At 42.6% G+C, this 21,727-nt stretch carries 21 protein-coding genes; 11 read left to right on the top strand and 10 right to left on the bottom strand.

Annotated elements, in window-relative coordinates:
• The 4 genes from AAFF35_RS24640 to AAFF35_RS24625 are packed head-to-tail and all read right to left on the bottom strand — an operon-like array spanning position 1 to position 2,522.
• Entirely contained in the window at positions 1–906 is a 906-nt protein-coding gene (locus AAFF35_RS24640) for a DMT family transporter (protein WP_342329201.1), read from the bottom strand.
• A gap of 57 nt (positions 907–963) precedes the next feature.
• Positions 964–1,533, bottom strand: a complete 570-nt coding sequence (locus AAFF35_RS24635; protein WP_342329200.1) for a Crp/Fnr family transcriptional regulator — start codon at positions 1,531–1,533, stop codon at positions 964–966.
• A 3-nt stretch (positions 1,534–1,536) separates the two neighbouring features.
• A complete protein-coding gene (locus AAFF35_RS24630) occupies positions 1,537–1,833 on the bottom strand; it encodes a CatA-like O-acetyltransferase (protein ID WP_342329199.1) in 297 nt (98 codons plus the stop codon).
• Positions 1,833–2,522, bottom strand: coding sequence for an HAD family hydrolase (locus AAFF35_RS24625; protein ID WP_342329198.1), 690 nt, complete (start codon positions 2,520–2,522; stop codon positions 1,833–1,835). Before AAFF35_RS24625 ends, AAFF35_RS24630 begins: the two co-directional genes overlap by 1 nt.
• 167 nt (positions 2,523–2,689) lie before the next feature.
• Between AAFF35_RS24625 and AAFF35_RS24620 the strand changes: the two genes are divergently transcribed.
• The 3 genes from AAFF35_RS24620 (at position 2,690) to AAFF35_RS24610 (ending at position 5,950) form a co-directional block, all read left to right on the top strand.
• Complete coding sequence (locus tag AAFF35_RS24620; RefSeq protein WP_342329197.1) at positions 2,690–3,511, top strand: universal stress protein; 822 nt, start codon at positions 2,690–2,692, stop codon at positions 3,509–3,511.
• 271 nt (positions 3,512–3,782) lie between these two features.
• Positions 3,783–4,805 carry a sugar kinase gene (locus AAFF35_RS24615; RefSeq protein ID WP_342329196.1) on the top strand — a complete coding sequence of 341 codons (1,023 nt, stop codon included), beginning with the start codon at positions 3,783–3,785 and terminating at the stop codon, positions 4,803–4,805.
• 32 nt (positions 4,806–4,837) lie between these two features.
• Positions 4,838–5,950 carry a D-TA family PLP-dependent enzyme gene (locus AAFF35_RS24610; RefSeq protein WP_342329195.1) on the top strand — a complete coding sequence of 371 codons (1,113 nt, stop codon included), beginning with the start codon at positions 4,838–4,840 and terminating at the stop codon, positions 5,948–5,950.
• On the opposite strand, the gene AAFF35_RS24605 is transcribed toward AAFF35_RS24610, so the two are convergent.
• On the bottom strand, positions 5,947–6,723 hold the full coding sequence (locus tag AAFF35_RS24605) for a DeoR/GlpR family DNA-binding transcription regulator (protein ID WP_342329194.1): 777 nt from the start codon (positions 6,721–6,723) through the stop codon (positions 5,947–5,949). The two genes, AAFF35_RS24610 and AAFF35_RS24605, sit on opposite strands and share 4 nt — an antisense overlap.
• A gap of 59 nt (positions 6,724–6,782) precedes the next feature.
• Complete coding sequence (locus AAFF35_RS24600; protein ID WP_342329193.1) at positions 6,783–9,380, bottom strand: family 20 glycosylhydrolase; 2,598 nt, start codon at positions 9,378–9,380, stop codon at positions 6,783–6,785.
• A gap of 143 nt (positions 9,381–9,523) precedes the next feature.
• On the opposite strand from AAFF35_RS24600, the gene AAFF35_RS24595 reads away from it, so the two are divergent.
• The 3 genes from AAFF35_RS24595 (at position 9,524) to AAFF35_RS24585 (ending at position 13,708) form a co-directional block, all read left to right on the top strand.
• Positions 9,524–11,842 (top strand): family 20 glycosylhydrolase, encoded by a 2,319-nt coding sequence (locus AAFF35_RS24595; RefSeq protein WP_342329192.1) that lies wholly within the window; start codon positions 9,524–9,526, stop codon positions 11,840–11,842.
• A 6-nt stretch (positions 11,843–11,848) separates the two neighbouring features.
• Positions 11,849–13,162: a gluconate:H+ symporter gene (locus AAFF35_RS24590; protein ID WP_342329191.1), complete on the top strand. Its 1,314-nt coding sequence runs from the start codon at positions 11,849–11,851 to the stop codon at positions 13,160–13,162.
• Positions 13,163–13,234: 72 nt separating this feature from the next.
• Entirely contained in the window at positions 13,235–13,708 is a 474-nt protein-coding gene (locus AAFF35_RS24585; protein ID WP_342329190.1) for a rhodanese-like domain-containing protein, read from the top strand.
• Here AAFF35_RS24585 and AAFF35_RS24580 read toward each other — a convergent pair.
• From AAFF35_RS24580 to AAFF35_RS24570, 3 genes are all read right to left on the bottom strand, one after another.
• Positions 13,656–14,276 carry a hypothetical protein gene (locus AAFF35_RS24580; RefSeq protein ID WP_342329189.1) on the bottom strand — a complete coding sequence of 207 codons (621 nt, stop codon included), beginning with the start codon at positions 14,274–14,276 and terminating at the stop codon, positions 13,656–13,658. The genes AAFF35_RS24585 and AAFF35_RS24580 overlap by 53 nt on opposite strands.
• 424 nt (positions 14,277–14,700) lie before the next feature.
• Entirely contained in the window at positions 14,701–15,849 is a 1,149-nt protein-coding gene (locus AAFF35_RS24575; protein ID WP_342329188.1) for a hypothetical protein, read from the bottom strand.
• Positions 15,810–16,448 (bottom strand): ATP-binding cassette domain-containing protein, encoded by a 639-nt coding sequence (locus AAFF35_RS24570; protein ID WP_342329187.1) that lies wholly within the window; start codon positions 16,446–16,448, stop codon positions 15,810–15,812. Before AAFF35_RS24570 ends, AAFF35_RS24575 begins: the two co-directional genes overlap by 40 nt.
• Before the next feature lie 171 nt (positions 16,449–16,619).
• On the opposite strand from AAFF35_RS24570, the gene AAFF35_RS24565 reads away from it, so the two are divergent.
• Genes AAFF35_RS24565 through AAFF35_RS24555 form a run of 3 tightly spaced genes read left to right on the top strand, consistent with a single transcriptional unit; the run spans position 16,620 to position 19,789 of the window.
• Positions 16,620–16,967, top strand: a complete 348-nt coding sequence (locus tag AAFF35_RS24565; protein WP_342329186.1) for a hypothetical protein — start codon at positions 16,620–16,622, stop codon at positions 16,965–16,967.
• 60 nt (positions 16,968–17,027) lie between these two features.
• Complete coding sequence (locus tag AAFF35_RS24560; RefSeq protein WP_342329185.1) at positions 17,028–19,127, top strand: TonB-dependent receptor; 2,100 nt, start codon at positions 17,028–17,030, stop codon at positions 19,125–19,127.
• Between the two features lie 26 nt (positions 19,128–19,153).
• The gene (locus AAFF35_RS24555; protein WP_342329184.1) at positions 19,154–19,789 is read left to right on the top strand and encodes a hypothetical protein; all 636 of its coding nucleotides are present in this window, start codon (positions 19,154–19,156) and stop codon (positions 19,787–19,789) included.
• Between the two features lie 93 nt (positions 19,790–19,882).
• Here AAFF35_RS24555 and AAFF35_RS24550 read toward each other — a convergent pair whose 3' ends face one another.
• Positions 19,883–20,518: a hypothetical protein gene (locus AAFF35_RS24550; protein WP_342329183.1), complete on the bottom strand. Its 636-nt coding sequence runs from the start codon at positions 20,516–20,518 to the stop codon at positions 19,883–19,885.
• A gap of 151 nt (positions 20,519–20,669) precedes the next feature.
• Here AAFF35_RS24550 and AAFF35_RS24545 point away from each other — a divergent pair, with 151 nt between their 5' ends.
• Together AAFF35_RS24545 and AAFF35_RS24540 are read left to right on the top strand one after the other, a co-directional pair.
• A complete protein-coding gene (locus tag AAFF35_RS24545; protein WP_342329182.1) occupies positions 20,670–21,236 on the top strand; it encodes a sigma-70 family RNA polymerase sigma factor in 567 nt (188 codons plus the stop codon).
• 54 nt (positions 21,237–21,290) lie between these two features.
• Positions 21,291–21,671, top strand: a complete 381-nt coding sequence (locus AAFF35_RS24540) for a glyoxalase (protein ID WP_342329181.1) — start codon at positions 21,291–21,293, stop codon at positions 21,669–21,671.
• Positions 21,672–21,727: the final 56 nt, after the last annotated feature.

The raw sequence follows: 21,727 nt of genomic DNA, 5'->3' as shown, positions 1-21,727 counted from the left end.
CTATACCGCTATTTCTGCCTGCTTTGGTTTCTCGATATTCATGAGCACCACTGCAGCCAGAATGAGTGCAATTCCCAGCCATTGGAACACGTTAACAGGTTCCTTTAAGAGGAGGTGCGCCATCATTACAGATACCGGAATCTCTACTGCGGCAATAATGGTACCTAATCCCACTCCGGTGAGTGGCATTCCCATCGTGAATAGCAGTGGGGGTAAAATGGTGCCAAATAAAGAAAGCACAATCGCCCATCGCCAAAAGATGCTAAAGCCGAAATCTGCGGTCAGAGAAGAATGGAAAATACATAGAATGACGATCAATCCGCCGAGAACAAGGTATAGGCTTCTCCTGATAGAAGGTAAATGCAGGGCGATTCCATTGGAAGCATACACTGCCACCGTATAAGCCATTGCAGCCAGCATACCCCAACCAATTCCACGCCAGTCTATGGCAATCTCTGCGCCCCAAAGATTGGTCGCCAGGACGGTTCCTGCCAGAATGATCAGCACAGCAATGACCTTCCGTGTCCCGGGAAGCTTCTTATGCATGATCATCTCCAGAATGACACCCATCCAGACCGTTTGCATTAACAAAACAATACCTACACTTACGGGAATATATTGTACAGACAGGTAATAAAAAACACTGGTTAATCCCATCGAGGTTCCGGCTGCCATCAGTTTGGTAATGCTTTTCCATTTGGGAACTGCAGTTATCACCTGAGGCGTCTTTTTTGAAAACATGCTCAATAGCAACAGACCAATTACGCCTAAGGTGAATTGAGAAATGGTGACTTCGGCGGTGGTGTAATGTTCTTTATAAGCCATTTTCACAAACGTGGCCAGCATGCCATAGCTGGATGATCCCAAGGCAACCAGAATACTTCCTTTGATAATATTGTTTTTCATTCCGCCGCAAAGAAAGCTCATATTTATGAGCTTCCCCTTTACCTATGTTGATATAATTTATAATACTGCCCTGATTCGGCTCAGCTGTGTTGGGGTAACCCCCAAATAAGAAGCCATATGGTGTTGCTTTAGGCGGGCAAACAACGCTGCATTATTTTCCTTGAAATCCAGATACCTTTGTTTGGCAGTTTGATATTTAAGGCTGATCTCACCGATTTCCTTTTCGATGATCCAATGCTGCTCCATATAATGAATGTAAAAACCTGCAATATCGGGGTATTCCAGTGTCAACTCCCGGAATCCCTCAAAACCATAACTGATAATTTCCGTTTCTTCCAGCGCCTGTATGGTAAATAAGCTGGGCTGCTGCAGTAACATCGCACTGGTGGAGGCAACCAATGTTTGCTCAGGAAAGAACTTTTTGATCACGGTTGCGCCGTCTTGGTCGGTGTAGTAATAAGAGAAAAGCCCTTTTTTTACAAAAGCGATCCTTTTAGGAATACTCCCTTCCATCAGGAAGTATTCTCCTTTACTGATGGTCTTTTCCTGTAATAGCTGCTGCCAGGCATTTTGCGCAGCCTCAGAAATTGCGGTATAGCTTTTGATGTATTGCCAGAACGCTTCCATTTGTTATGAAAAGCCAAAAGTTCCATCCGGACGGTCTACCGTAGACGATACATCCACTTTATCGTAAATCCAAACCTGATCTTCCACAATCCGGTATCGGAAAGCAGCGATTTGGTTTGCTGCAGTCAACGATTTATGTAGGTAATACAAGAAAAATGGAATCCCTTTTGCCTTTGCTGAAGCATAAGCGAGGGTACAATCTATATTTACGGTGACACCAAAAAAAGGTTCATCAAATTGTTTAAAGAAATGAAAATGTTCTTTTCTTGCCCAGCCGTTTAAATCTAAAATTTGTTTCATTATAATAATTGTGGTAAAATCTCGGCCAATGCTTTGACCTGATAAAAGTTATCATGTTCCAGGGTATGGTCAATCTGCTCATGTGCCCAGGTAGTATGATATGGAATATGTACGGCATGTCCCCCGATTTCAAGAACGGGCATCACATCTGATTTTAAGGAATTGCCCAGCATCAGAAAGTGTTCCGGTTTACAATCCAGGTGTTTCAGCAGTTTCTCATAATCTTTCTCTTTTTTATCACTCATGATTTCAATGTGATGGAAATAGGAGGATAATCCCGACTTGGCCAGTTTCCGTTCCTGATCCAGAAGATCGCCTTTGGTCGCAACCACCAGGCGGTATTTTCCTTTTAAGGCTTCTAAAACTTCTTTCACATCGTCCAGCAGTTCAATAGGCTTATTGAGTAATTCTTGTCCGTACTGAATGGTTTTATGTAAGATCTCCGGGTTTGCGGTATTGTTCGTCACCCTCAGCACAGTTTCTATCATGCAAAGCATAAAGCTTTTTACCCCATATCCGTACAAGGAAAGGTTTTGCATTTCCGTTTTGAAAAGCTCCTGAGAAACACTGTGATGGGGAAGGTAATCCTCCAGTAAGGCGCAGAACTTCTGCTCCGCTTCTAAAAAATAAGGTTCGTTCACCCAAAGCGTATCGTCCGCGTCAAATGCGATTACTTTTATATTCTTCATGGTCAAATGTTAGCAAGGCAAAGATCGTTTTTTTTTCTGCCATTCGATTTGTCATATTAGATTGACCTTTCAGTTTGTTTATTGTAAAATTATTTTCTGAGACGATTAAAATCAACAGTCAGGGGAAACTATTGGTTAAATTTACGGATAACCAATACACAATTCTTATGGTAACTATAATTGTCGCAACAGATTTTTCCGAGGTAGCTGAAAATGCAGTAGAGTATGCTGCAGCAGCTGCAAAACATGGTAATGCAAGACTGGTTTTATTCAATTCTTATGTCCTTCCCGTTCATGCCGCCAACACGATTTTACCTGCTTCCAGTATTCAGAAGCTAATGGATGAAAACGAAAACCGATTGCAGGAAAGGGCACTTTATCTTTCCAAAACCTATGGCATCAAAGTCGGTTTCGAAGCCCGCTTTTCATTTGTAGAAGATGAGTTGAGCGATCTGATCGACAGGCATAAAGCAGATTTGCTGGTATTGGGCATGAAAGCCAGAACGCTGGAGCAGGACCTGATGGGAAATACCACTACAGCCGCGATTAAAAAGCTGAAATTTCCTGTGCTCGCAGTGCCGATAGGAGCTAAGTTTGGAGAGATTAAAAAGATCCTGTTTGCATGCGATGTACTGAGAGGTGTGCCTGAAAAGATTTTGAAACGAATTAAGGAACTGGCTACGAGCCTGAATGCTGAAGTAGAAGTTTTCCATGTAAACAATGCGATCGAAGATCTGAAAGCAGATGATCCTGCATTGTCTTCAAAAGATGGAATCGGCAACGGTCTGTCCGGTGTCAGCTATTATTATAAAAATGTGAAATCTAATGAGGTGATTAAAGAGATCGAAAAAGAAATCAAAGAATTCAAAGCAGACCTTTTGATCATGATCCCTAATAAATATGGTTTCTGGGCCTCATTGGTGCACCGCAGTAAAACAAGAGTCATGGCCTCCGGACTGGACATTCCTTTATTCTCTATTCCAATTTAATTCCATGGGACTTCACTCGGGTAGTGTTATGGTTGCGTTGTAGTCGGAGTCGAAGAAGAATGCAAAGAATCGCAGCATATTCGGCCAGAACATAGAGAACGATACAACACAACCATAACACTACCCGAACAGATCCCTGAGATATACCTCTTCAAATGTGTTGTTCTGCAAATATTTTGCATACTATTTATGCAATTTTTACGCATATTAGCTGAACAGTTATATATTTGATAAATTAGCCTATCAAACCAAATATCACAGGTTATTGCCTATGAATCCTACTCCTAATATCACCTGTTTTGGTGAACTGTTGTTGCGTTTTAATACACAGCTGGGCCTGCGCTTTGTGCAGTCCAATTCATTTAATGTTCATGTTGCAGGTGCAGAAGCAAATGTAGCGGTGCTTCTCGCCAGACTTGGTCTGAACAGTAAAATGGTCACCAGAGTTCCCAACAATGCTCTGGCAGATATGGCCATTGCAGAACTCCGGAAGTATGGAGTGGATGCGACAGGAATTCTTAAAGGAGGAGAGCGTCTGGGCACGTATTACGTGGAAAACGGAAACCATATCCGCCCAACACAAGTCATCTATGACCGCTCAGGTTCTTCCTTTTCACAGCTTCAGCCGGGAATGGCCGACTGGCAGCAGTTACTGAAATCATCTTCCTTATTCCATTGGTCTGGCGTTGCAGCGGCGCTTTCCGAGAGTGCCGCAGAAGTGTGCAAAGAGGCGATAGAAATCGCCCACCAAAAAGGAATCATGATTTCGGCGGATTTTAACTACCGTAAGAAATTATGGAAGTATGGAAAGGAGCCGCAGGAGATCATGCCTGGCTTATTGCGTTATTGCCAGGTAGCGGTCGCCGATCTGGATAGTGCAGCCATTTATTTCGGCATAAAAACCAAAGAAGGAATGTCTTTAAGGGATCGGTTTGAATACTGTTTCTCTTTTTTGAAAACAAAAATGCCGCTTCTTAAAACCTTTGCCATGAGCTTCCGGGTAGTAGAAGGGCTCCATCATGAATATTTTGCCGGATTGGCGCATGAAGGACAATTTTATTACTCTACAGTACATACCCTTCCCATGGTTACAGACCAGATTGGAACAGGAGATGCCTTTACCGCTGGATTGTTATATGGAATATCGTCCGGTTTTGATCCTCAAAAGATGGTCAACTGGGCCGCAGCCTGTGGCGTGCTGAAACAAAGTATTCATGGCGACTGGGCCTTAACGGATAAAGAGGAGATCGACGCTTTTATGCAAAGCGGCATCTCGAGTAAAATAAACAGATAACAAGGGAAACCTCCTAATTAATTTATTATAGTATGGAAAACTGGCAGGAAATTTCAAACCTGAATGCGTATGATACCCCCTTATTTGTGGTCTACGAAGCGCGTATTAAATCTAATATAGAAATCGCGCTGGCCATGCTGTCCGGAAATACAGACCGGTTCAGGCCTCATATTAAAACGCATAAGATCGGTGAGATCATCCAGCTTTTTTCCGGATATGGCATCAGTAAGATTAAATGTGCAACGATTGCAGAGGCTGAACTTGCTGCTGCAAATGGAATGAGCGATGTATTGATTGCCTATCAGCCGGTAGGCTTTAAAATCAACAGACTGATCGAATTGATCATGGCGTTTCCGAAATGTTCATTTTCCTGTTTAGTAGATCACCTGGATGCTGCCGATCAAATTGCGGCGATGGCACTGGCGCATCAGCTGGAGATTGCTGTATATCTGGATTTGAATACCGGGATGAACAGAACAGGTTTTCCGGTTACTGGGGAGCTCGTCAGCTTCTGTTTGGCATTAAGTCAGATCAAAGGATTGAAATTACAAGGCCTGCATGCTTATGATGGTCATCTTCATGATTTAGATCCTGCAGTCCGTGCGGAAAAAGCAAAACCTGCATTGGAAAAGGTATTTGCAGCTGCGGATGAACTGGCTAAACTTGGCCTCCCTGATTTGAAGATTGTTGCAGGAGGATCCAATACCTTTACTTATTATGCTGGTCAGGATCGCGTGGAATGCAGCCCCGGAACTTTCGTTTTCTGGGACGACAATTACACGAAGCATTTGCCTGAATTACAGTTTCAGCCTGCTGCATTGCTGATTTGTACGGTGATTTCGCTTCCTGCCGATGACCTGATCTGTGTAGACCTGGGTTATAAGTCGGTCTCTTCGGAAAACCCCTTAGAGAAACGGGTACTCTTTCCATGGAATACAGATTTAATCCCCTATGGTCATTCTGAAGAACACCTGACCTTAAAGCATAATGAATCTATAAAATATCAGATCGGCGACCGCATTTATGGAATGCCTTACCATGTTTGCCCAACCTGTGCGCTTTATGAAGAAGCGCAGGTAGTCAGGGGAAAACAGATTGAAACCAGCTGGAAGATTAAAGCCAGAGACAAAAAGATCTCTATCTAAAGAAAAGTCAGATTTGGGTTGGCTCTTTTGTATGGGCTTAGTAGCTCTGCATCAGGCGAAAGCTCGGTCACGATATAATCGACTTCAGATAAGTTGGCAATCTTGATTTTCATCGTTGAGTTTAACTTCTCAGAGATGGAAACAATGGCTACCTTCTCTGAAGAGGCCAGCATTGCTTTCTTTACCTGAACCGTATCCCAGTCGGAATCAGAAAAACCTCCTTCAATATCTAATGCATTGGTGCCCAGGATGCAAAGGTCAGTTTTGAGGTGCGAGAGCTGGTTAAATACATCCCCGCTAAAGCTCATCTGACTATAAGTAGAAATCTGTCCACCAAGCATGATGGTTCTGATATTGGGCTTATCCAATAATTCCACTGCCGATAAAACACTGGCCGTCACAATGGTGATCCTTAGGTTTCCCGGAATCAGTTTGATGAACTCCCTGATCGTTGTTCCTCCACCCAATAGCAACAACATGTCCTTCCTCAATAGGGGAAGTAATTTCTGAGCGATGGTAATCTTATCATCTTGTGAATAAGCTTTTTGTTCGGAAGTGTGGTGGTAAGCGCTGGCCATCGCACCTCCTTTGACCTTGATCACCAGATTTTCTTTTTCCAGCTCATTGATGTCCCTTCTGATGGTGTCTTCAGAAACGTTGACAATCAATGCTAAATGCTCAAATGTAGCACGGGTATGGATGTTAATCTCTTTAACAATGAGCTGCTTACGTTGCGCTTTTGTTAGGGTAGCTGGTTGTTGATCGGTAGTCATTAATTAGTATATAATTACAATAATACGGCTTAATTATAAAACTCTATACAATTTTATATTTATGGTAACTCCTTAGGAGTCACGTTCCATTCCACTTCGTTTACGATGGAAGTAGACCTTCCTCCGCGTCCCTCGCTGTCGAATGTACGGAACCTGATGAGTCCTTTGGTGGTAATCGGTTTGGTATATACCGGGCTCTTTGCTGTTGGTATCGTTTGATCGGTGGTATAACGGATGGTAATCCCGGGGAACTGATTGTTCAAATGTACCTGTCCGTCTTTTACAACCGCACCGGCAGGGGGTAACCTGTAATTCAGTTCTCCAAATGCAGCGTCTATCCTCGGCAGTTCTTTTTTTCCAAGCCTGTTGGCAAATCTGGCCCAGGCTTTATCATACATTCCTTTTCTTTTGATGGAGTCCGGTTCATTGGCCCATTCCGGATCTGTTGCCCATGCCCTTTCTGCAAGGCCCAAAAGTTTCGGCATGATCATGTACTCCAGATCTTTGCCTCCTTTAATCGTTTCGCTCCATAATAATCCCTGCAGCCCTACAATATTTGCTTTCCCTTTTGCGGTTAACCGTTCTTTAGTATCATAAAAACCAGGTTTTAAGGTATTGCCAAACTTATCCATATTGGAATTGAGAAAGGAATTGAAAGGAATGAAATTAAAAGCCTTATCGATATCCGCATACTCGCCCCAGTAATAGCCTGGTTCATCAAATGATTTCTGATAAGCCATGTCGAAGTATAGATTGCTTACCCCGCCAAGAATCACTTTGTATCCCGTATTGGCCAGTCTGTAAGCCAGGTCTTCTGCACCCCAGCCTATAATGTTGTTCCAGACATTCAGGTGGATGTTTTTATCGCCCAATGCAGGATTGATCACATAGGACTTCTTTCCATCTGCAACAACTGGCTGCATGCCCACTTCCTCCCATCCTGAAAGGTATAAGTTTCTGCTTTTCAAGATGCGGTCTATATTGCTGTAGAAGTAAGCCCAAAGGCCATTTACATCTTTTAGTTCCGGATGTTCTTTAACGAATTTCAGGCTGTTTGGAGAACCTTCCCATGCGCCATCTGGTACTTCATCTCCTCCAAAATGTATGGTTTGTAAAGGTGCGCCTGCGGTTTTATACATGGCGATGATCTCGTCGCTGATCTTTTCTATAAAGGTATACGTGGAAGGAATAGATACATCCATCACATTGTCGTTCCAGTTTTGTACAGAACGGTAAGTAGAGCGGTCGTTGAGGTCATGTAACAGGTAACGCTTTGCTTCTTCAGGCTTGCCTTCTTTCATCAGCCTGTTGTAACGTGCATGCATGGAACGGACTGCTGCCCTGGCATGTCCCGGCGCTTCTATCTCCGGAATCACCCGGATATGACGTGCATTGGCATATTTTAAGATTTCAATGAAATCAGCTTTGCTGTAATGACCTGTTCCATGATGTTCGTTTAGGAAAGGACCCGAACCAAAAGAAGGAGGCAGGTGACTAAGCGTCGTATCCGAAAAATGTCCCCTTCTGGAACCCACCGCAGTTAACTCCGGTAAATCCTGAATTTCCAATCTCCAGCCTTCATCGTCATTTAAGTGAAAATGAAGTACGTTTAATTTGTACATCCCCATCAGGTCGAGTACTTTTAAGATCTCCTCTTTTGTTTGGAAATTTCTCGCAACATCAATCATAAGTCCGCGGAAAGGAAAGCGTGGCTGGTCAGTTACTACAGCATTCTGTAATTTAATAACCGCAACTTTCTGTCCCTTTTTTTGCAAAGGAAAAGTACTGAGTAAAGATTGAATGCCGTAAAAAATACCTGCTTTCTCTGATGCTGTAATCCGGATCTGTTTGCTGTTGATTTCCAGTTGATAAGCTTCCGCTCCTAACGATTTATCCAGTTTTAGCTGAATGGTCTTTCCGGTCTGAGTTCCCTTTCCTGTGCTTAGCACACGGGTTAATCTTTCCCGAAGGAAAGTGCTTTCTGATGTAAAAGCCGGGTCAGCACTCAACTTTACACCCTGGTCCAGGATGAATTCTCCCGCTTTCTCTTCGTATTGCGCCGGACTGGGGAAGATCTTTTGCAAATCTTTCTCAGGAAGGTCTATGCTGTTTTTATTTTGCTCATAAATGATTTGAGGAGTGATGGAAGGAACACGGTCCTGCTTATTCCTGGCAAATTGTGCCGCGCGCGTAGAAGGAATGGCCTTCACATTCCTGATAGGGATTGCCTGTTTCGGTGCGTCATCATAGATCAGGTAAAATCCTTCCGGCGCATCCGTGGCATTCACTGCCCAATCTTTGGAGGCAAATTCAGTCGTAGCCGATGCCCCATTATGAATAGGCTTGAATTTATCTGTCGGACGGATATAGTATAAGTCTCCGTTAACATGTACAATTTCTACATTTCCTGTCGTTGTTCCCGGAACAATCCTCCTGGCAAAGTTGAAATACAGCTTCCAGTTTTTGTTAGATAATGCCAAAGGGCCATTGTTTTGAACATTCAAACTGGACAGGAATTGTCCACCATCAGCATAACTATTTTCTATTATTTGCCAATTAATTGCAATGTTTTTTGCATTTATGGCGTCTTTTTTTACTTGTGCAGTAGAAATTAGTCCCAATAAGAGCATTGGTAATTGAAAGAGTAATCGTCTCATGTTTACATATTAAAGTAGCCTAAGGTAGTTTTATTATAATTAATTTACAACAGGAAATAACTTGTTGTTAATAATTTTAGTCATGCAATGAAAATTAATATTTTAATCCTTATGTTTGAAATATGCAATTTATTGCAAAAAATATGCAAACAAACCAAAGCTGTATGATCTTCCGGAATGCCATGAATAAAACCGTCCGATTGTTTTTACTGATTACCTTTCTGTTTATAGGTTCTGCTTTGCATGCTCAGCAAGCATCGTTCGCCGTCATTCCCGAACCCGTTTACCTCAAAAAAAGCAAGGGCAGCATCAATATCTATGCTGCTACAACGATCACTTATCCTGATGAACTAAAGGCCAGCGGAGCATTGCTGAATGAAGCCATCCGCTCTTATACCGGGGTTCTGCTTGCTGTAAATGCCAAATCCCGCGCAAATCAGATCATCTTAAAGCTGGATTCAGTAGCGGTTAAAGAAAAGGAAGGCTATCATTTGTTGGTGGAAGGTGATCAGATTCTGATCAAGGGGCATGACCAGGCGGGTGTATTTTATGGCATCCAATCTTTAATGCAATTATGGTCGCCCGTAGCGAAAAATACATTACATATAGAAAAAGGGGAAATCAGGGATTATCCGCGCTTTAATTATCGCGGTATGCACCTGGATGTGGGCAGACATATGTATTCCGTTGCTTTTCTTAAAAAGTTTATCGATTTGCTGTCGGTCTATAAGTTCAATATTTTTCATTGGCACCTTACTGAAGACCAGGGCTGGCGGATAGAAATTAAAAAATACCCTAAGCTCCAGTCGGTATCTGCCTGGAGGAATGGCACGATCATCGGTCATAAAAAAGAAGCGCCTCATACCTTTGACGGTCAGAAATATGGAGGTTATTATACACAGGACCAGATCCGTGAAGTAGTGCGTTATGCGACTTCGAAATATGTCAATATACTTCCGGAGATTGAAATGCCCGGACATGCTTTAGCGGCGCTAGCGGCCTATCCTCAATTGGGTTGTACGGGAGGTCCTTACAAAACCGCTCAGTTCTGGGGGGTATTTGATGATGTTTTCTGTGCCGGTAATGAGGAAGTTTATCAGTTTATGGAAGACGTACTGGATGAGGTGGTCACTTTGTTTCCTTATGCTTACGTCCATATTGGCGGAGATGAATGTCCGAAGCTGAAATGGAAACACTGCGCCAAATGCCAGCAAAAGATCAAAGAAAACGGACTTAAAGACGAGCACGAACTTCAGGGCTATTTCATGAAAAGGATAGAGAAATACCTGAACAGTAAAAACAGAAAGGCTGTAGGCTGGGATGAGGTACTGGAAGGTGGGGTTTCTAAAAATGCCACGATTATGAACTGGAGGGGAGAGCAGAGCGGAATTGTTGCTGCAAAAGAAAAGTATGAAGTCATCATGACCCCGGAGAATATGCTGTATTTCGACTATTATCAGTCGCTGGATAAAAATGAGCCCATTGCTGCAGGAAATTACACCCCTTTATCGAAGGTCTATAGTTATGAACCTGTACCGGATTCTTTAAGCCCTGAGCAGGCCGCTTACATCAAAGGCGTTCAGGGTGGCATCTGGACGGAATACATGAAGGAGGAGAAACACCTGGAATATATGGTATTTCCCCGTGCATTGGCCTTGTCGGAAATCGCCTGGTCTGACAAAAAAGGGAAAAATTACCCTTGGTTTCTGAAGAAATTGAGGGACCATAGGGATTTCATGAACCGGATGAAGGTTAATTATTATCCTTATTTTGAGGAGATTACTTCAGAAGTGAAATCTGGAGCCAATGGAAATCCTCTTTTGACCTTAAAAACAAATTTGCCGAAAGCGCAAATCAGATATACCCTGGATGGCTCGGCTCCAAATATGAAAAGTAAACGGTATCAGGGGCCAGTTTTATTGAACCGTTCAATGACCTTGAACGCCGGGCTCTTTGTTGGAAATAAACGTTCAGGAAGGACTTTTAATCAGGCCTTCCTGCATCACTCCGGAATTCAGAAAAAGATCAGCCTGGCTCATGCTCCTGCAGGTAAATACAATTTTCCAGCTGGCCTGCTGCTCAATGGAATGGAAGGACACCATCGTTTTAACGATTCACAATGGTTGGGCTTTAGTGGGGAGAACCTGGATGCCCTTATCGATTTAGGTGCTTTAACACCGGTTTCTCAAATTGGTATCAATGTGCTTCATTACCCCTGGCAAAGGATGTGGGCACCGAAGAAACTGAGTTTTCTGGTGTCTGTTGATGGAAAGGAATTTAAAGAAGTTTATACCGGAGGAAATTTCGATCTTAATGGCATCAATAAAGTCCGTGCAAAGTTTCCTTTGGTAAAAGTTCAATACCTGAGAATAATTGGAGAAAATATCGGCAGAGTACCTGTCGGCGGATATGGAGAAGGAGAAAAGGCCTGGCTGATGGCAGATGAAATCATTATAAACTAAAAATCCATGACTGTACTTATCGTTATCGGTTGCATTCTGTTGCTTGTTTTGCTGACCACCTGGGGCAAGATCAATGCCTTTATTGCTTTTCTTTTTGTGTCTATCCTTGCAGGTTTATCATTGGGTGTTCCCTTAACGGGCATTACTAAATCTGTACAAAAAGGAGTAGGGGACATCCTGGGTTCCTTGATTATTGTGATCGTATTTGGAGCCATGCTGGGCAAGCTTGTTGCTGCAAGTGGAGCTGCACAGAAAATCGCTGCGGTAATGATGAAGATCTTTGGACGTAAATACATTCAATGGGGATTAATGACTACTGGCTTTATCATCGGGATTCCTTTATTCTATAATGTTGGTTTTGTACTCATGGTGCCGCTTATTTTTTCGGTGGTCTACAAATACAAATTACCTGCAGTATACCTGGGGCTTCCAATGCTGGCTGCTTTATCGGTTACACATGGTTTCCTGCCGCCACATCCTTCACCTGCTGCTTTAGTATTACAGTTCCATGCCAATATGGGACTCACCATGTTTTACGGTATCATGCTCGCTATTCCAGCGATCATTATCGCAGGGCCTGTTTATTCAAAAACATTAAAAAATATTGTTGCCGTACCGCTTAAAACTTTTCAGTCTGATGATTTACCTGAAGAGAAATTGCCGGGTACCTGGAATAGTTTCATCTCGGCGCTGTTGCCGGTAATTGTAATGGCATTGACGACGGTCTGTGTCTTGCTGTTTAAAGACAACCCTGCGGTAACGGGCTTTGCCGGTTTCTTAGCTGAGCCTTCCATTGTGATGTTTCTTACTTTATGTCTGACCACTTTCACCCTTGGGATAAAGATGGGAAAGAGCATGAAGGAAGTGATGTCCATCTATGGCGATGCGGTCAAAGATATTGCCATGATCCTGCTCATTATTGGTGGATCAGGTGCTTTAAAACAGGTGCTTTCGGATAGTGGGGTGAGTAAAGAAATCGGGGATGTCCTGGCAGGTTTGTCTATCGAACCTTTATTCCTGGGCTGGCTGATTGCTGCGGTGATCCGCGTTTGTCTGGGTTCTGCAACTGTTGCGGGCTTAACTGCTGCCGGAATTATTGCGCCGCTAATGATCAACTCGAACGTAAATCCGGAGCTGATGGTACTTTCCATCGGTGCGGGAAGTTTAATGTTTTCTCATGTCAATGACCCTGGATTCTGGATGTTCAAAGAGTATTTTAACCTCGGAATTAAAGATACGATCCGGTCCTGGTCTATCATGGAAACGCTGGTAGCGGTGATTGGCTTAATAGGGGTATTGATCTTAAACCAGATCGTGTAAAGAATGTATTGATCTTTCCGGAGTTTTCCGGCTTATGTTTAACTTGCTCCGCTACAGCATTATTTAAAGAATATGAACAATACCACCTTTCGCAGCACGCTGCTGACCCTGTTAATGGTCGGCATATTTGGCTTTTCACAAGCACAGGTACTTCCTTCTACGGGCGCTACTTTACAGAAAAATACCTGGACAAGCAGCCAGTTGATGAAACCTGAAACCCTGGTTAAAATGATCCGTGGGGGTCAGAAGGTTAAGATCTATAACATTGGCGTGGTTCAGAACATTAAAGGAGCGGTAAATATGGGTGCTGCCAGTGAAAAGGAAAACCTGAAGAAATTCGCACAAGCATTAAAAGGACTTCCTGCAAATACAGCATTGGTGGTTTATTGTGGCTGTTGCCCGATGGATAAATGTCCGAATATCAGGCCTGCATTTCAGCTGCTCAACGACCTGAAGTTTAAGAATGCCAGGCTATTGGAATTGCCTGTAAATGTTAAGACGGATTGGATTGATAAGGGCTATCCTTTAGCTGAAAATACAAAGTAAGGACTTTGCATAACCACCAGATAAAAACGAGTACATACGCCGTTACTAAAAAAGCAATCAGGTAGAAAGGCCAGATGAAATCTGCCGGGATCATAAAAAAGAAGATTTCCAGCAGGAATACCTGGATCAGATACCTTAAATATTGAAGGATATTGGTTGTTTTATGGGTTTCCTTATTGCGGAGAAAAAAGCCGAAAACATTACATAACGTATAGCCGAGTGCATTGGCATACCAGTATTTAAGCTGAAGTGTTTCCAGAGCGGTAAACATCTGAGAGAGACAGAACAGGGCTAGGAATTGAGGGATATAGTGCCAGTAAAGCGGGCGTTTTGATTTTTTTGTCTGCTCCTGAGCAACCCATTCCTGTGCAACCAGAAGGACCGTCAAGACTAAAAACAACAAGCGGAAGAAAGAAGTACTGGTTAAAAAATTGGTTAAAGTAGCAGCGGAACTGATGATATCCGGTTGGACAGGAGTTTTAAGTGCCAGTTGAAAAAAGCTTAAACCAATCACAGTACCGTACATCGCCTGTATAAATACAGGCATTTTCTCTTTCCTACTCCTCATGTATGTGTCGCTTTTTATTTCCCCTTTAGCAGGCTGCAAAATTACATTAATTGCAAAACACTTCCAAATCAATAAGTTGCAGGGCTTGATGATTCAATTTAAATAGAATAATTTGCATAAATATTTATGTTAAGAACGATACAAGGAGCTGGTTTAAAAATTATATACGGCATAGGGGTTTTCCTGGTTAGTCCGATCATTTTATTTTTTATATGGCCAGAGGAAGTTTTCCCTTTCCAAGGATATATTCAAGTTTTTTTTAGTGGACCATTACTCCTGTCTGTAGGAATAATTTTGTTCTTTGCCTATAAAAAGAGAGTCTCTGGGCTCTTGTTTTTTGGAATAGGTTTTTGCTTACTTTGTGCCATCGCTTACGAACTTTACGACTATTTAAGCTAATATTGATTGCTGCTGAAATCCTATTTTACCGGTAATAATTTCTGAAAAACAAGGCATAGGATAAAAAGAAGTTTATCGGAATAAGAACCCAGATCCACTGAAACATAATGATCCAGAAGAACAGGATAAAAAGTCCAAAGACCCAGGGCAGGTAACTGTTCATATGGAGTCCCAGCCAATACAGCAGGCTGCGGAACAATAAGGTAATGCTCAGCATCAGAAGAAATAAACCTGATGCGGTGATCGCATCAAAGCGGATGAACAGCCAGATTCCTTCAGGCAATAAAAGCAAAACATACAACAGGGTGAGTTGTACATAAAGCCTGTTTCTGGAATAAGGAAAATTTTTAGAAAAGCTTAAATACTGAACCTCAAAACGCTGCCCCTGATAGATCAGGAAAGTATGGGCAACCGCAACCCCTAATATCGCCATTCCTGCGATCCTGAGATCGTTTCTTAAATCTGCAAAAAGCAAAAATATACCCGATAAAATCGCCCAGCAGAGTATTTTAGTGATTAAAAAAGCCAGTTTCTTCCGGTGGATGATGTCATAAAGAAACAAAATGGAGAATGGCTTTTTCCAACTATTCGTCAGTTTGTTTAGCGTGGTCGATTCCTCGTTTCGCATGATGCGGTTCATCAGCTGAAGATAAAGGAAGGCGCTGATGCCATTTAATAACAGCAGGTAAATAACGATCAGCACAGGGATGAGGTAATGTCCATAAATGGCTCCTGCAACCAGACTGAATAATCCATAAACAATGAGGGGAATGGAAATGAACAGTTGCGCGAAAAACCAGCTTTTAAATTGTTTTCTTTTACTCAGGGCAGTACTGCTGTAAAAAAGGAACTGGTATTGATCCATGCGCAGTTGTGCCGCTACATATTGCCAGCTTTTTACGGTATAAATCAGCCAGACGATAAAGACGAGAATCATCATGATCGGGGCGCTCGCAAAGCTGAGCAGAAAAATAATGTTAAATACCAATGCTTTGTCTGGCGTGATCGTTCCTGCCGTCAGGATAAAGAAACAATAGCTGAAAACTGCGACAAACAAAAACAGCAACATTCCCGAATGCACACGGAAGAAGCCTCTGGAGAATGTTTTGATCAGCAGTTGCGTTAAAGATCCGGTCATTGGGCAATGGCTTTTAAAGTCTGCTTTTCTACCCATAATACCTGGGCTTTGGAAAGGCTTTCATGTTCCAGTGCCTGGTGAGAAGCCAATAGAAAACTGGTTCCATCTTTTTGATGCTTTTCTACGATCCAGGAGTAAAGGACCTGGAGAGAGTCGCTGTCAATGGTAATTAAGGGTTCATCCAGTAAGATCAGTTCGGGCTGACCAATGAAGGCCAGAACGAGTGATAATTTCTTCAGCATTCCGCTGGAATAAGTACTGATGGGTTGCTTTACATAGTGCTGCATTTGCATGCTTTCCAGGTAATCTCCCGCTTGTCCGGGCTGACCAGCTTTGGCACTGGTAAACATCTGGATCATTTCCTCTCCCGTCAGGAATTCGGGGAAGATCGGTTCGGCCTCCGCAAAATTGACGACTTTCCGATAGGCTACACTTTGTTTTTTCAAGTCGATACCAGGAGAGAGGCTGATCTGTCCTTCAAAAGAAAGCAGTCCGGCTATGGCTTTTAACAACGTACTTTTTCCTGATCCGTTTGCGCCCTTCAGCCAGTAAATCCCGGGATCGATGGTCATTTTATCAATTTCAAGGACAAGGTGCCCGGCGTATAATTTTTTGAATTGTTGAAAATCTAACATATCGGCTTTGATCTTTTAATGGCATAAAGCTTTTATTTAATTAAGATGGAGATCAGCTTATATTGTTACAATGAGCGAGTTACGGTTGCAGAGATCTTTTGGTAAGCGCCGGATTCAAAAATAATCTGGGATCGAGTATGAAGTTAAGGAAATAAAACGCAACTTTGTTGCGTGATAAAAGGAAGAAAAGAACTGTTTTTATGGGTAGCAACAAGATTGCTCCTCTTCCTGATGGTTGCTGTTTTTTCGGGGATGCCTATTTTGGAGATGCATCACCATCACGACGAAGGTTTGGAATTGAGACCTGATGGTCATGATAAATTGAGTACCAACCACATCAAATGTAATTTTTGTCAGCTGCTGACGAAGCATCATCCCATCCCTTTAATTGCTATCACTTCAGTTTTCCTGGCCCATCTGGATATAGCTCAGCTTACGTTTGAAGCCACTGCTGAGAAAGGGTTAATCCGTTTGCCGATCGTTGGCCGGATCAACAGAGGCCCCCCGGTTTTAGCTTAGGCTTTTATTTTTCTATGCGTTGCATCCAGCGCATCATCATTTCATTTTTAATTTTTTTCTATGTTAAAGAGGTTATTTTTAATCCCTTTTGCCCTGTATTTATCTGCGGGTTATTCCTATGCGCAGAAAACTCCGGATACCTTGTCGAAACCTGCTGTGATTCAGCTGAAAGAGGTGGGGGTAAAAGGAGGGCAAAAACAACGGCCTAAAACCAGTATTTCTACCACACTAAATCAAAGGGAGCTGGAACTTTCTAAGGGAGGAACATTGGCGGAGACCTTAACTGCTGTTTCGGGCGTAAGCATGCTGAAATCAGGTGCTACCATTTCTAAACCAGTGATCCATGGACTACACAGCAACCGCATCCTGATCCTGAATAATGGGATCAGACTGGAAGGGCAGCAGTGGGGGGCAGAACATGCTCCGGAAATTGATCCGGCAATTGCAACGCGGATACAGGTGGTCAAAGGAGCTGAATCTGTCAGGTACGGTGCAGAAGCACTCGCGGGGGTGGTGATTGTAGAACCGCCTGTTTTGCCAGTCTCTGAAGGGATTGGCGGAAGTATAAACCTCAGCGGGGCTTCGAATGGAAGGGCCGGTACTGCTTCCGCAATGCTTAACGGCGGACTGAAACAATTACCTGGATTTGGCTGGAGGGTTCAGGGGACATTAAAGAAAGCTGGAAATATCCGAACTGCTGATTATTACCTGGGAAATACCGGAGTCAACGAACTGAATTATTCTGCTGCATTGGGATACACGACTGCGAATTCAAGTTATGAAGCCTTCTATAGCCGGTTCAGTACGGAACTGGGAATTTTATACAGTGCACATGTGGGCACAAAGGAAGATATTGAAGCCAGAATAGCCCATGGACGGCCTTTGGAATCGTATGATTTTACCTATCGCATTACTGCTCCGAGACAACGGATTTTCCACGACCTGATGAAGCTAAAAGCCAATTATGATTTTAAGGAAGGAAAATCCCTGTCTGTGGTTTATGGTTATCAGCGGAATCATAGAAAAGAGTTTGATTTCCGGCGTGGAGACCGGGAGGCTTTACCGATCACAGACCTAGTACTCCGTACGCATACCATGGACCTGAATTTCGAACAACAGCTGCAAAACGGATCTAAGCGTTTGTTTGGATTTAATGGAACTGTTCAGGTCAATAACAATATCCCTGGAACACTGGCCAATACTTTTATTCCAAATTACGACAGCTTTACATCGGGTGTATTTTTGATGCAGCGTTGGGCCGGAAAGACTTTTGAATTTGAAGCAGGAATACGTTACGATTTTAAAACATTTGAAGCTGCAGGGTTCAGGTATCAGTATGAACAATCCGAATCTTATGGCGGACAGCGTCGTTTTCACAATGTAACGGGATCTGTTGGCGCATTATGGAAAATCAATCCAGAATGGCATTTGTCTTCCAATATCGGCCTTGCCTGGAGGGCACCAACGGCAAATGAGTTGTTTAGTAACGGCTTACATCATGGTGCCGGTTTATTTGAAATCGGAAATGCAGACATCAAAGCCGAACAAGGCTATAAATGGGTAAGCTCCATCAGACGTATTTCTTCTGAACTTTTTTTCAATCTGGATGTATACGCCCAATACCTCCACAATTATATCTATACCAGGCCGGATGACAATTTCCGCCAAACCATCGCGGGGACTTATCCGATATTCAGATACGGGCAAACCAATGCCTTATTTACAGGAGCTGACTTGTCAGGAACATACACTTTCCTTGCTCATCTGTCTTATCAGCTAAATGCAGCTGTTGTTCGGGCGAAAGACCTGAGCGAAGATAAATACCTGCCTTATATTCCATCCGACAGAATCACCCATTCCCTGAAGTTTGATCTGAATCCCGATCAACAAAACACGGCGTATTTACAGCTGGGACATAGTCTGGTCAGAAGACAAACCCGGTATGAACCGGAAAGTGATTATGCAGCTCCTCCGCCAGGCTATCAGCTGATTCAACTGGCAGCAGGTGCCCGATTCAAATTTGCTGCCCGGGAATTGGGTTTAAACCTGACCGTCGATAACCTTTTCAATACGGCCTACAAAGATTACATGAACCGCTACCGGTATTATACCCATGATATGGGAAGAAATATTACCCTTCGTTTAGCCTATAAATTTTAATTGCTTACCAATAATAAATTACAAACATGAACAAATTACGTCATTACTCATTAGCTGTTTTAGTTGCAATCATTGCATTAACTTTTAACGCCTGTAAGAAGGATCCGAAACCAGAAATACCGGAAGAAGAAATCGGAAAGGCAGAGCTTACTTTCCTGGAAGTGGAACGTGAAGCCCATAACGACCACTTCCATTACAATCCCATCGCTGATGCGAAACCCGAAACCATTTCTTTCGATAGTAAAGGCTTGGCGCCCGTAGGAACGCATATGCACCTGACCGCAGGCAAGACTTATAAACTAACCTTGAAATCCTTTGACTTTGCCAACCGGGAAATGCAGCAGGAGTTTTTAAGTAAGCATGACATTCATCAGGCTTTTATTTTGGGAGCACCTGCCGGAGTCTTAACCTATGCTTATGCAGACCGGGATAAAGACAATAAAAAGGTGAACGTAGGTGTAACAGGCTACCTGACCGTTGATAAAGCATCTGAAGGATTTACTTTTCGCTATGTGTTGCGCCACCTTAACCCTGGGGTGAAAGCCAATATCACTGCTGCTGATTGGAGCGATGTCAATTTTGCCAGCAGATTTGCCGGAGCCAATGACCTGGATTTGAAGTTTGAGCTTCATCCGGTTGCCGCAGGTGGCCATGGTCATTAACTGATGTAAATGTACATATGGGAGACAAATACTTCCATATGTACGTTTTATACCCCATGTCAACTTATAGTCTGCCGATCAAAGTAAATAGGATCAGTCAATTGCCGGCTGATTGCTGAGTTGTTGTGCTTTTCTTTTCTTCAGGATATATTTGACCACTACGAGAAAAACGATAGTAAATATAATCACATTCAGGTAACCCCAAAAGACCGTTAATGCCACGATTCCCAGCGCATAAGGCATCCATAGATAGGTATTCTTAATCACCTCCATATAATGATAAATGCTGATCAGCAGGAAACAACCAATCATGACCACTAATACCGAAGGGGAATTGAAATAATCTGTTAAAATATCAAACCAGGCGGGTTGAATGACCTTTCCTTCTGCTTTGATTCCAAAAAAGCTGCCTGTAGATTTTTTCATCAAAACAGACACTTGTTTCCCGGATTTGAGGTCTGCCGCTTTCGGGTGTGGCGCATACCACCATAGTGGATAGTTTTGACGTAAGGTCAGGTTGCCGGAATCCAGTTTCAGCGCAACCGTATGGTTGTTCTGATAATAACCAATTCCAATAATGGCGGTATCAATTTTTCCGCTTGCCTTTTCATAAAAAGTTTCCGGAAATGTCGCTTTCAGAAAGCCAAAAATAAAAGTAAAGGAAAATATTACGACTAATATTAACCCAGGCCAGCTTGTTTTATAGAATGAGATTGCCTTTTTATACATTGATTCAAACCCCGTTAATGTACAAATAACACTATAGCTTAACACTACTAACAGTTTTAAGCTCAGAAAGTTCTGAACTTAAGTAAATATACAAAGATTTGGATGGTATTGTTAAATTCATACATTTGAATTAATCTAACCTAAACCTCCTATGTCCAAGCATGCACCCGACTTAAATAGCCTGATCAGTCACATTGCTTTATATGACAGTCAGAGTTCCTATGAACAACTTTTTAAGGGACTGTTCCCTTCTTTGTATCGGTTCAGCTATTGCTTGTTAAAGTCGAGAGAGTTATCGGAGGAGGTGGCAAGTGATGTCATGATTACGCTATGGAAGAACAGGCAGAAGCTGCCGGAGGTGGAAAATGTGAGGGTTTATGCTTTTGTGATTGCCAGGAACCTTTCCCTGAATGCCCTGAACAAACACGCCCGGCAAGAACTGGTATCCATTGATGACATCGAGGTTGAAGTTGCCCTGGACGCCTTGAATCCTGAACAATTGCTAATCAACGGAGAGCTGAAGAAAAAACTGGAACGCGCTACGCAATCTTTGCCCGGCAAATGCCAGCTGGTATTCAAGCTCATTAAAGAAGATGGTTTGAGTTACAAAGAAACGGCGGCCATTTTAAATATCTCTGTAAAAACCGTAGATGCCCATCTGGTTACCGCAGTAAAGAAATTAACGGCCATCCTGAAGATGGAACTTAACCTGATGTAAAGCTAATATACGCCTTGCATATTTTACAATAGGAAAAATGATATGATGACAAAAATGGACCCTATAATAGCTGTAAAAGATGTTGAAACCAGTGCTAAATGGTATCAAACGGTCTTTAACTGGAGAAGCTTGCATGGAGGAAAGAAGTTTGATATCCTCGTTTCTGAAAATAATGAAATTATAATGTGCCTTCATCAATGGGGAGAAGACGAACATCCAACCATGATGAACCCGAATATTACACCAGGCAATGGACTGATCCTTTATTTCAGGACTGAAAATATGCCTGTGATTCGACAAAATGTCGAAAAGCTGGCTTGGCCTATTGAAGAAGATGTCCACTTAAATCCCAATTCAACGAAAATGGAATTTTCACTTAGAGATCCGGACGGATATTACTTAACGATCACCGAATTTCACAAGTATGAAGGGTAGATCAATAATTTAATCCCCAAAATTGGGAGTCCTGTAAATTATTTTCATTTTTTTTC

Source organism: Pedobacter sp. FW305-3-2-15-E-R2A2 (assembly GCF_038446955.1).
Taxonomy (GTDB): Bacteria; Bacteroidota; Bacteroidia; order Sphingobacteriales; family Sphingobacteriaceae; genus Pedobacter.
The sequence above is the reverse complement of the archived record's forward strand: the minus strand, read 5'-3'. Positions and strand labels throughout refer to the sequence as shown.

Excerpts from the sequence above, each read along its gene's own strand:
- AAFF35_RS24585 (WP_342329190.1), top strand. The coding sequence starts at position 13,235 with ATGAACAATACCACCTTTCGCAGCACGCTGCTGACCCTGTTAATGGTC.
- AAFF35_RS24625 (WP_342329198.1), bottom strand. The coding sequence starts at position 2,522 with ATGAAGAATATAAAAGTAATCGCATTTGACGCGGACGATACGCTTTGG.
- AAFF35_RS24555 (WP_342329184.1), top strand. The coding sequence starts at position 19,154 with ATGAACAAATTACGTCATTACTCATTAGCTGTTTTAGTTGCAATCATT.
- AAFF35_RS24545 (WP_342329182.1), top strand. The coding sequence starts at position 20,670 with ATGTCCAAGCATGCACCCGACTTAAATAGCCTGATCAGTCACATTGCT.
- AAFF35_RS24595 (WP_342329192.1), top strand. The coding sequence starts at position 9,524 with ATGCAAACAAACCAAAGCTGTATGATCTTCCGGAATGCCATGAATAAA.
- AAFF35_RS24570 (WP_342329187.1), bottom strand. The coding sequence starts at position 16,448 with ATGTTAGATTTTCAACAATTCAAAAAATTATACGCCGGGCACCTTGTC.
- AAFF35_RS24630 (WP_342329199.1), bottom strand. The coding sequence starts at position 1,833 with ATGAAACAAATTTTAGATTTAAACGGCTGGGCAAGAAAAGAACATTTT.
- AAFF35_RS24615 (WP_342329196.1), top strand. The coding sequence starts at position 3,783 with ATGAATCCTACTCCTAATATCACCTGTTTTGGTGAACTGTTGTTGCGT.
- AAFF35_RS24590 (WP_342329191.1), top strand. The coding sequence starts at position 11,849 with ATGACTGTACTTATCGTTATCGGTTGCATTCTGTTGCTTGTTTTGCTG.
- AAFF35_RS24640 (WP_342329201.1), bottom strand. The coding sequence starts at position 906 with ATGAAAAACAATATTATCAAAGGAAGTATTCTGGTTGCCTTGGGATCA.
- AAFF35_RS24550 (WP_342329183.1), bottom strand. The coding sequence starts at position 20,518 with ATGTATAAAAAGGCAATCTCATTCTATAAAACAAGCTGGCCTGGGTTA.
- AAFF35_RS24605 (WP_342329194.1), bottom strand. The coding sequence starts at position 6,723 with ATGACTACCGATCAACAACCAGCTACCCTAACAAAAGCGCAACGTAAG.
- AAFF35_RS24610 (WP_342329195.1), top strand. The coding sequence starts at position 4,838 with ATGGAAAACTGGCAGGAAATTTCAAACCTGAATGCGTATGATACCCCC.
- AAFF35_RS24600 (WP_342329193.1), bottom strand. The coding sequence starts at position 9,380 with ATGAGACGATTACTCTTTCAATTACCAATGCTCTTATTGGGACTAATT.
- AAFF35_RS24560 (WP_342329185.1), top strand. The coding sequence starts at position 17,028 with ATGTTAAAGAGGTTATTTTTAATCCCTTTTGCCCTGTATTTATCTGCG.
- AAFF35_RS24575 (WP_342329188.1), bottom strand. The coding sequence starts at position 15,849 with ATGGGTAGAAAAGCAGACTTTAAAAGCCATTGCCCAATGACCGGATCT.
- AAFF35_RS24580 (WP_342329189.1), bottom strand. The coding sequence starts at position 14,276 with ATGAGGAGTAGGAAAGAGAAAATGCCTGTATTTATACAGGCGATGTAC.
- AAFF35_RS24635 (WP_342329200.1), bottom strand. The coding sequence starts at position 1,533 with ATGGAAGCGTTCTGGCAATACATCAAAAGCTATACCGCAATTTCTGAG.
- AAFF35_RS24620 (WP_342329197.1), top strand. The coding sequence starts at position 2,690 with ATGGTAACTATAATTGTCGCAACAGATTTTTCCGAGGTAGCTGAAAAT.
- AAFF35_RS24540 (WP_342329181.1), top strand. The coding sequence starts at position 21,291 with ATGGACCCTATAATAGCTGTAAAAGATGTTGAAACCAGTGCTAAATGG.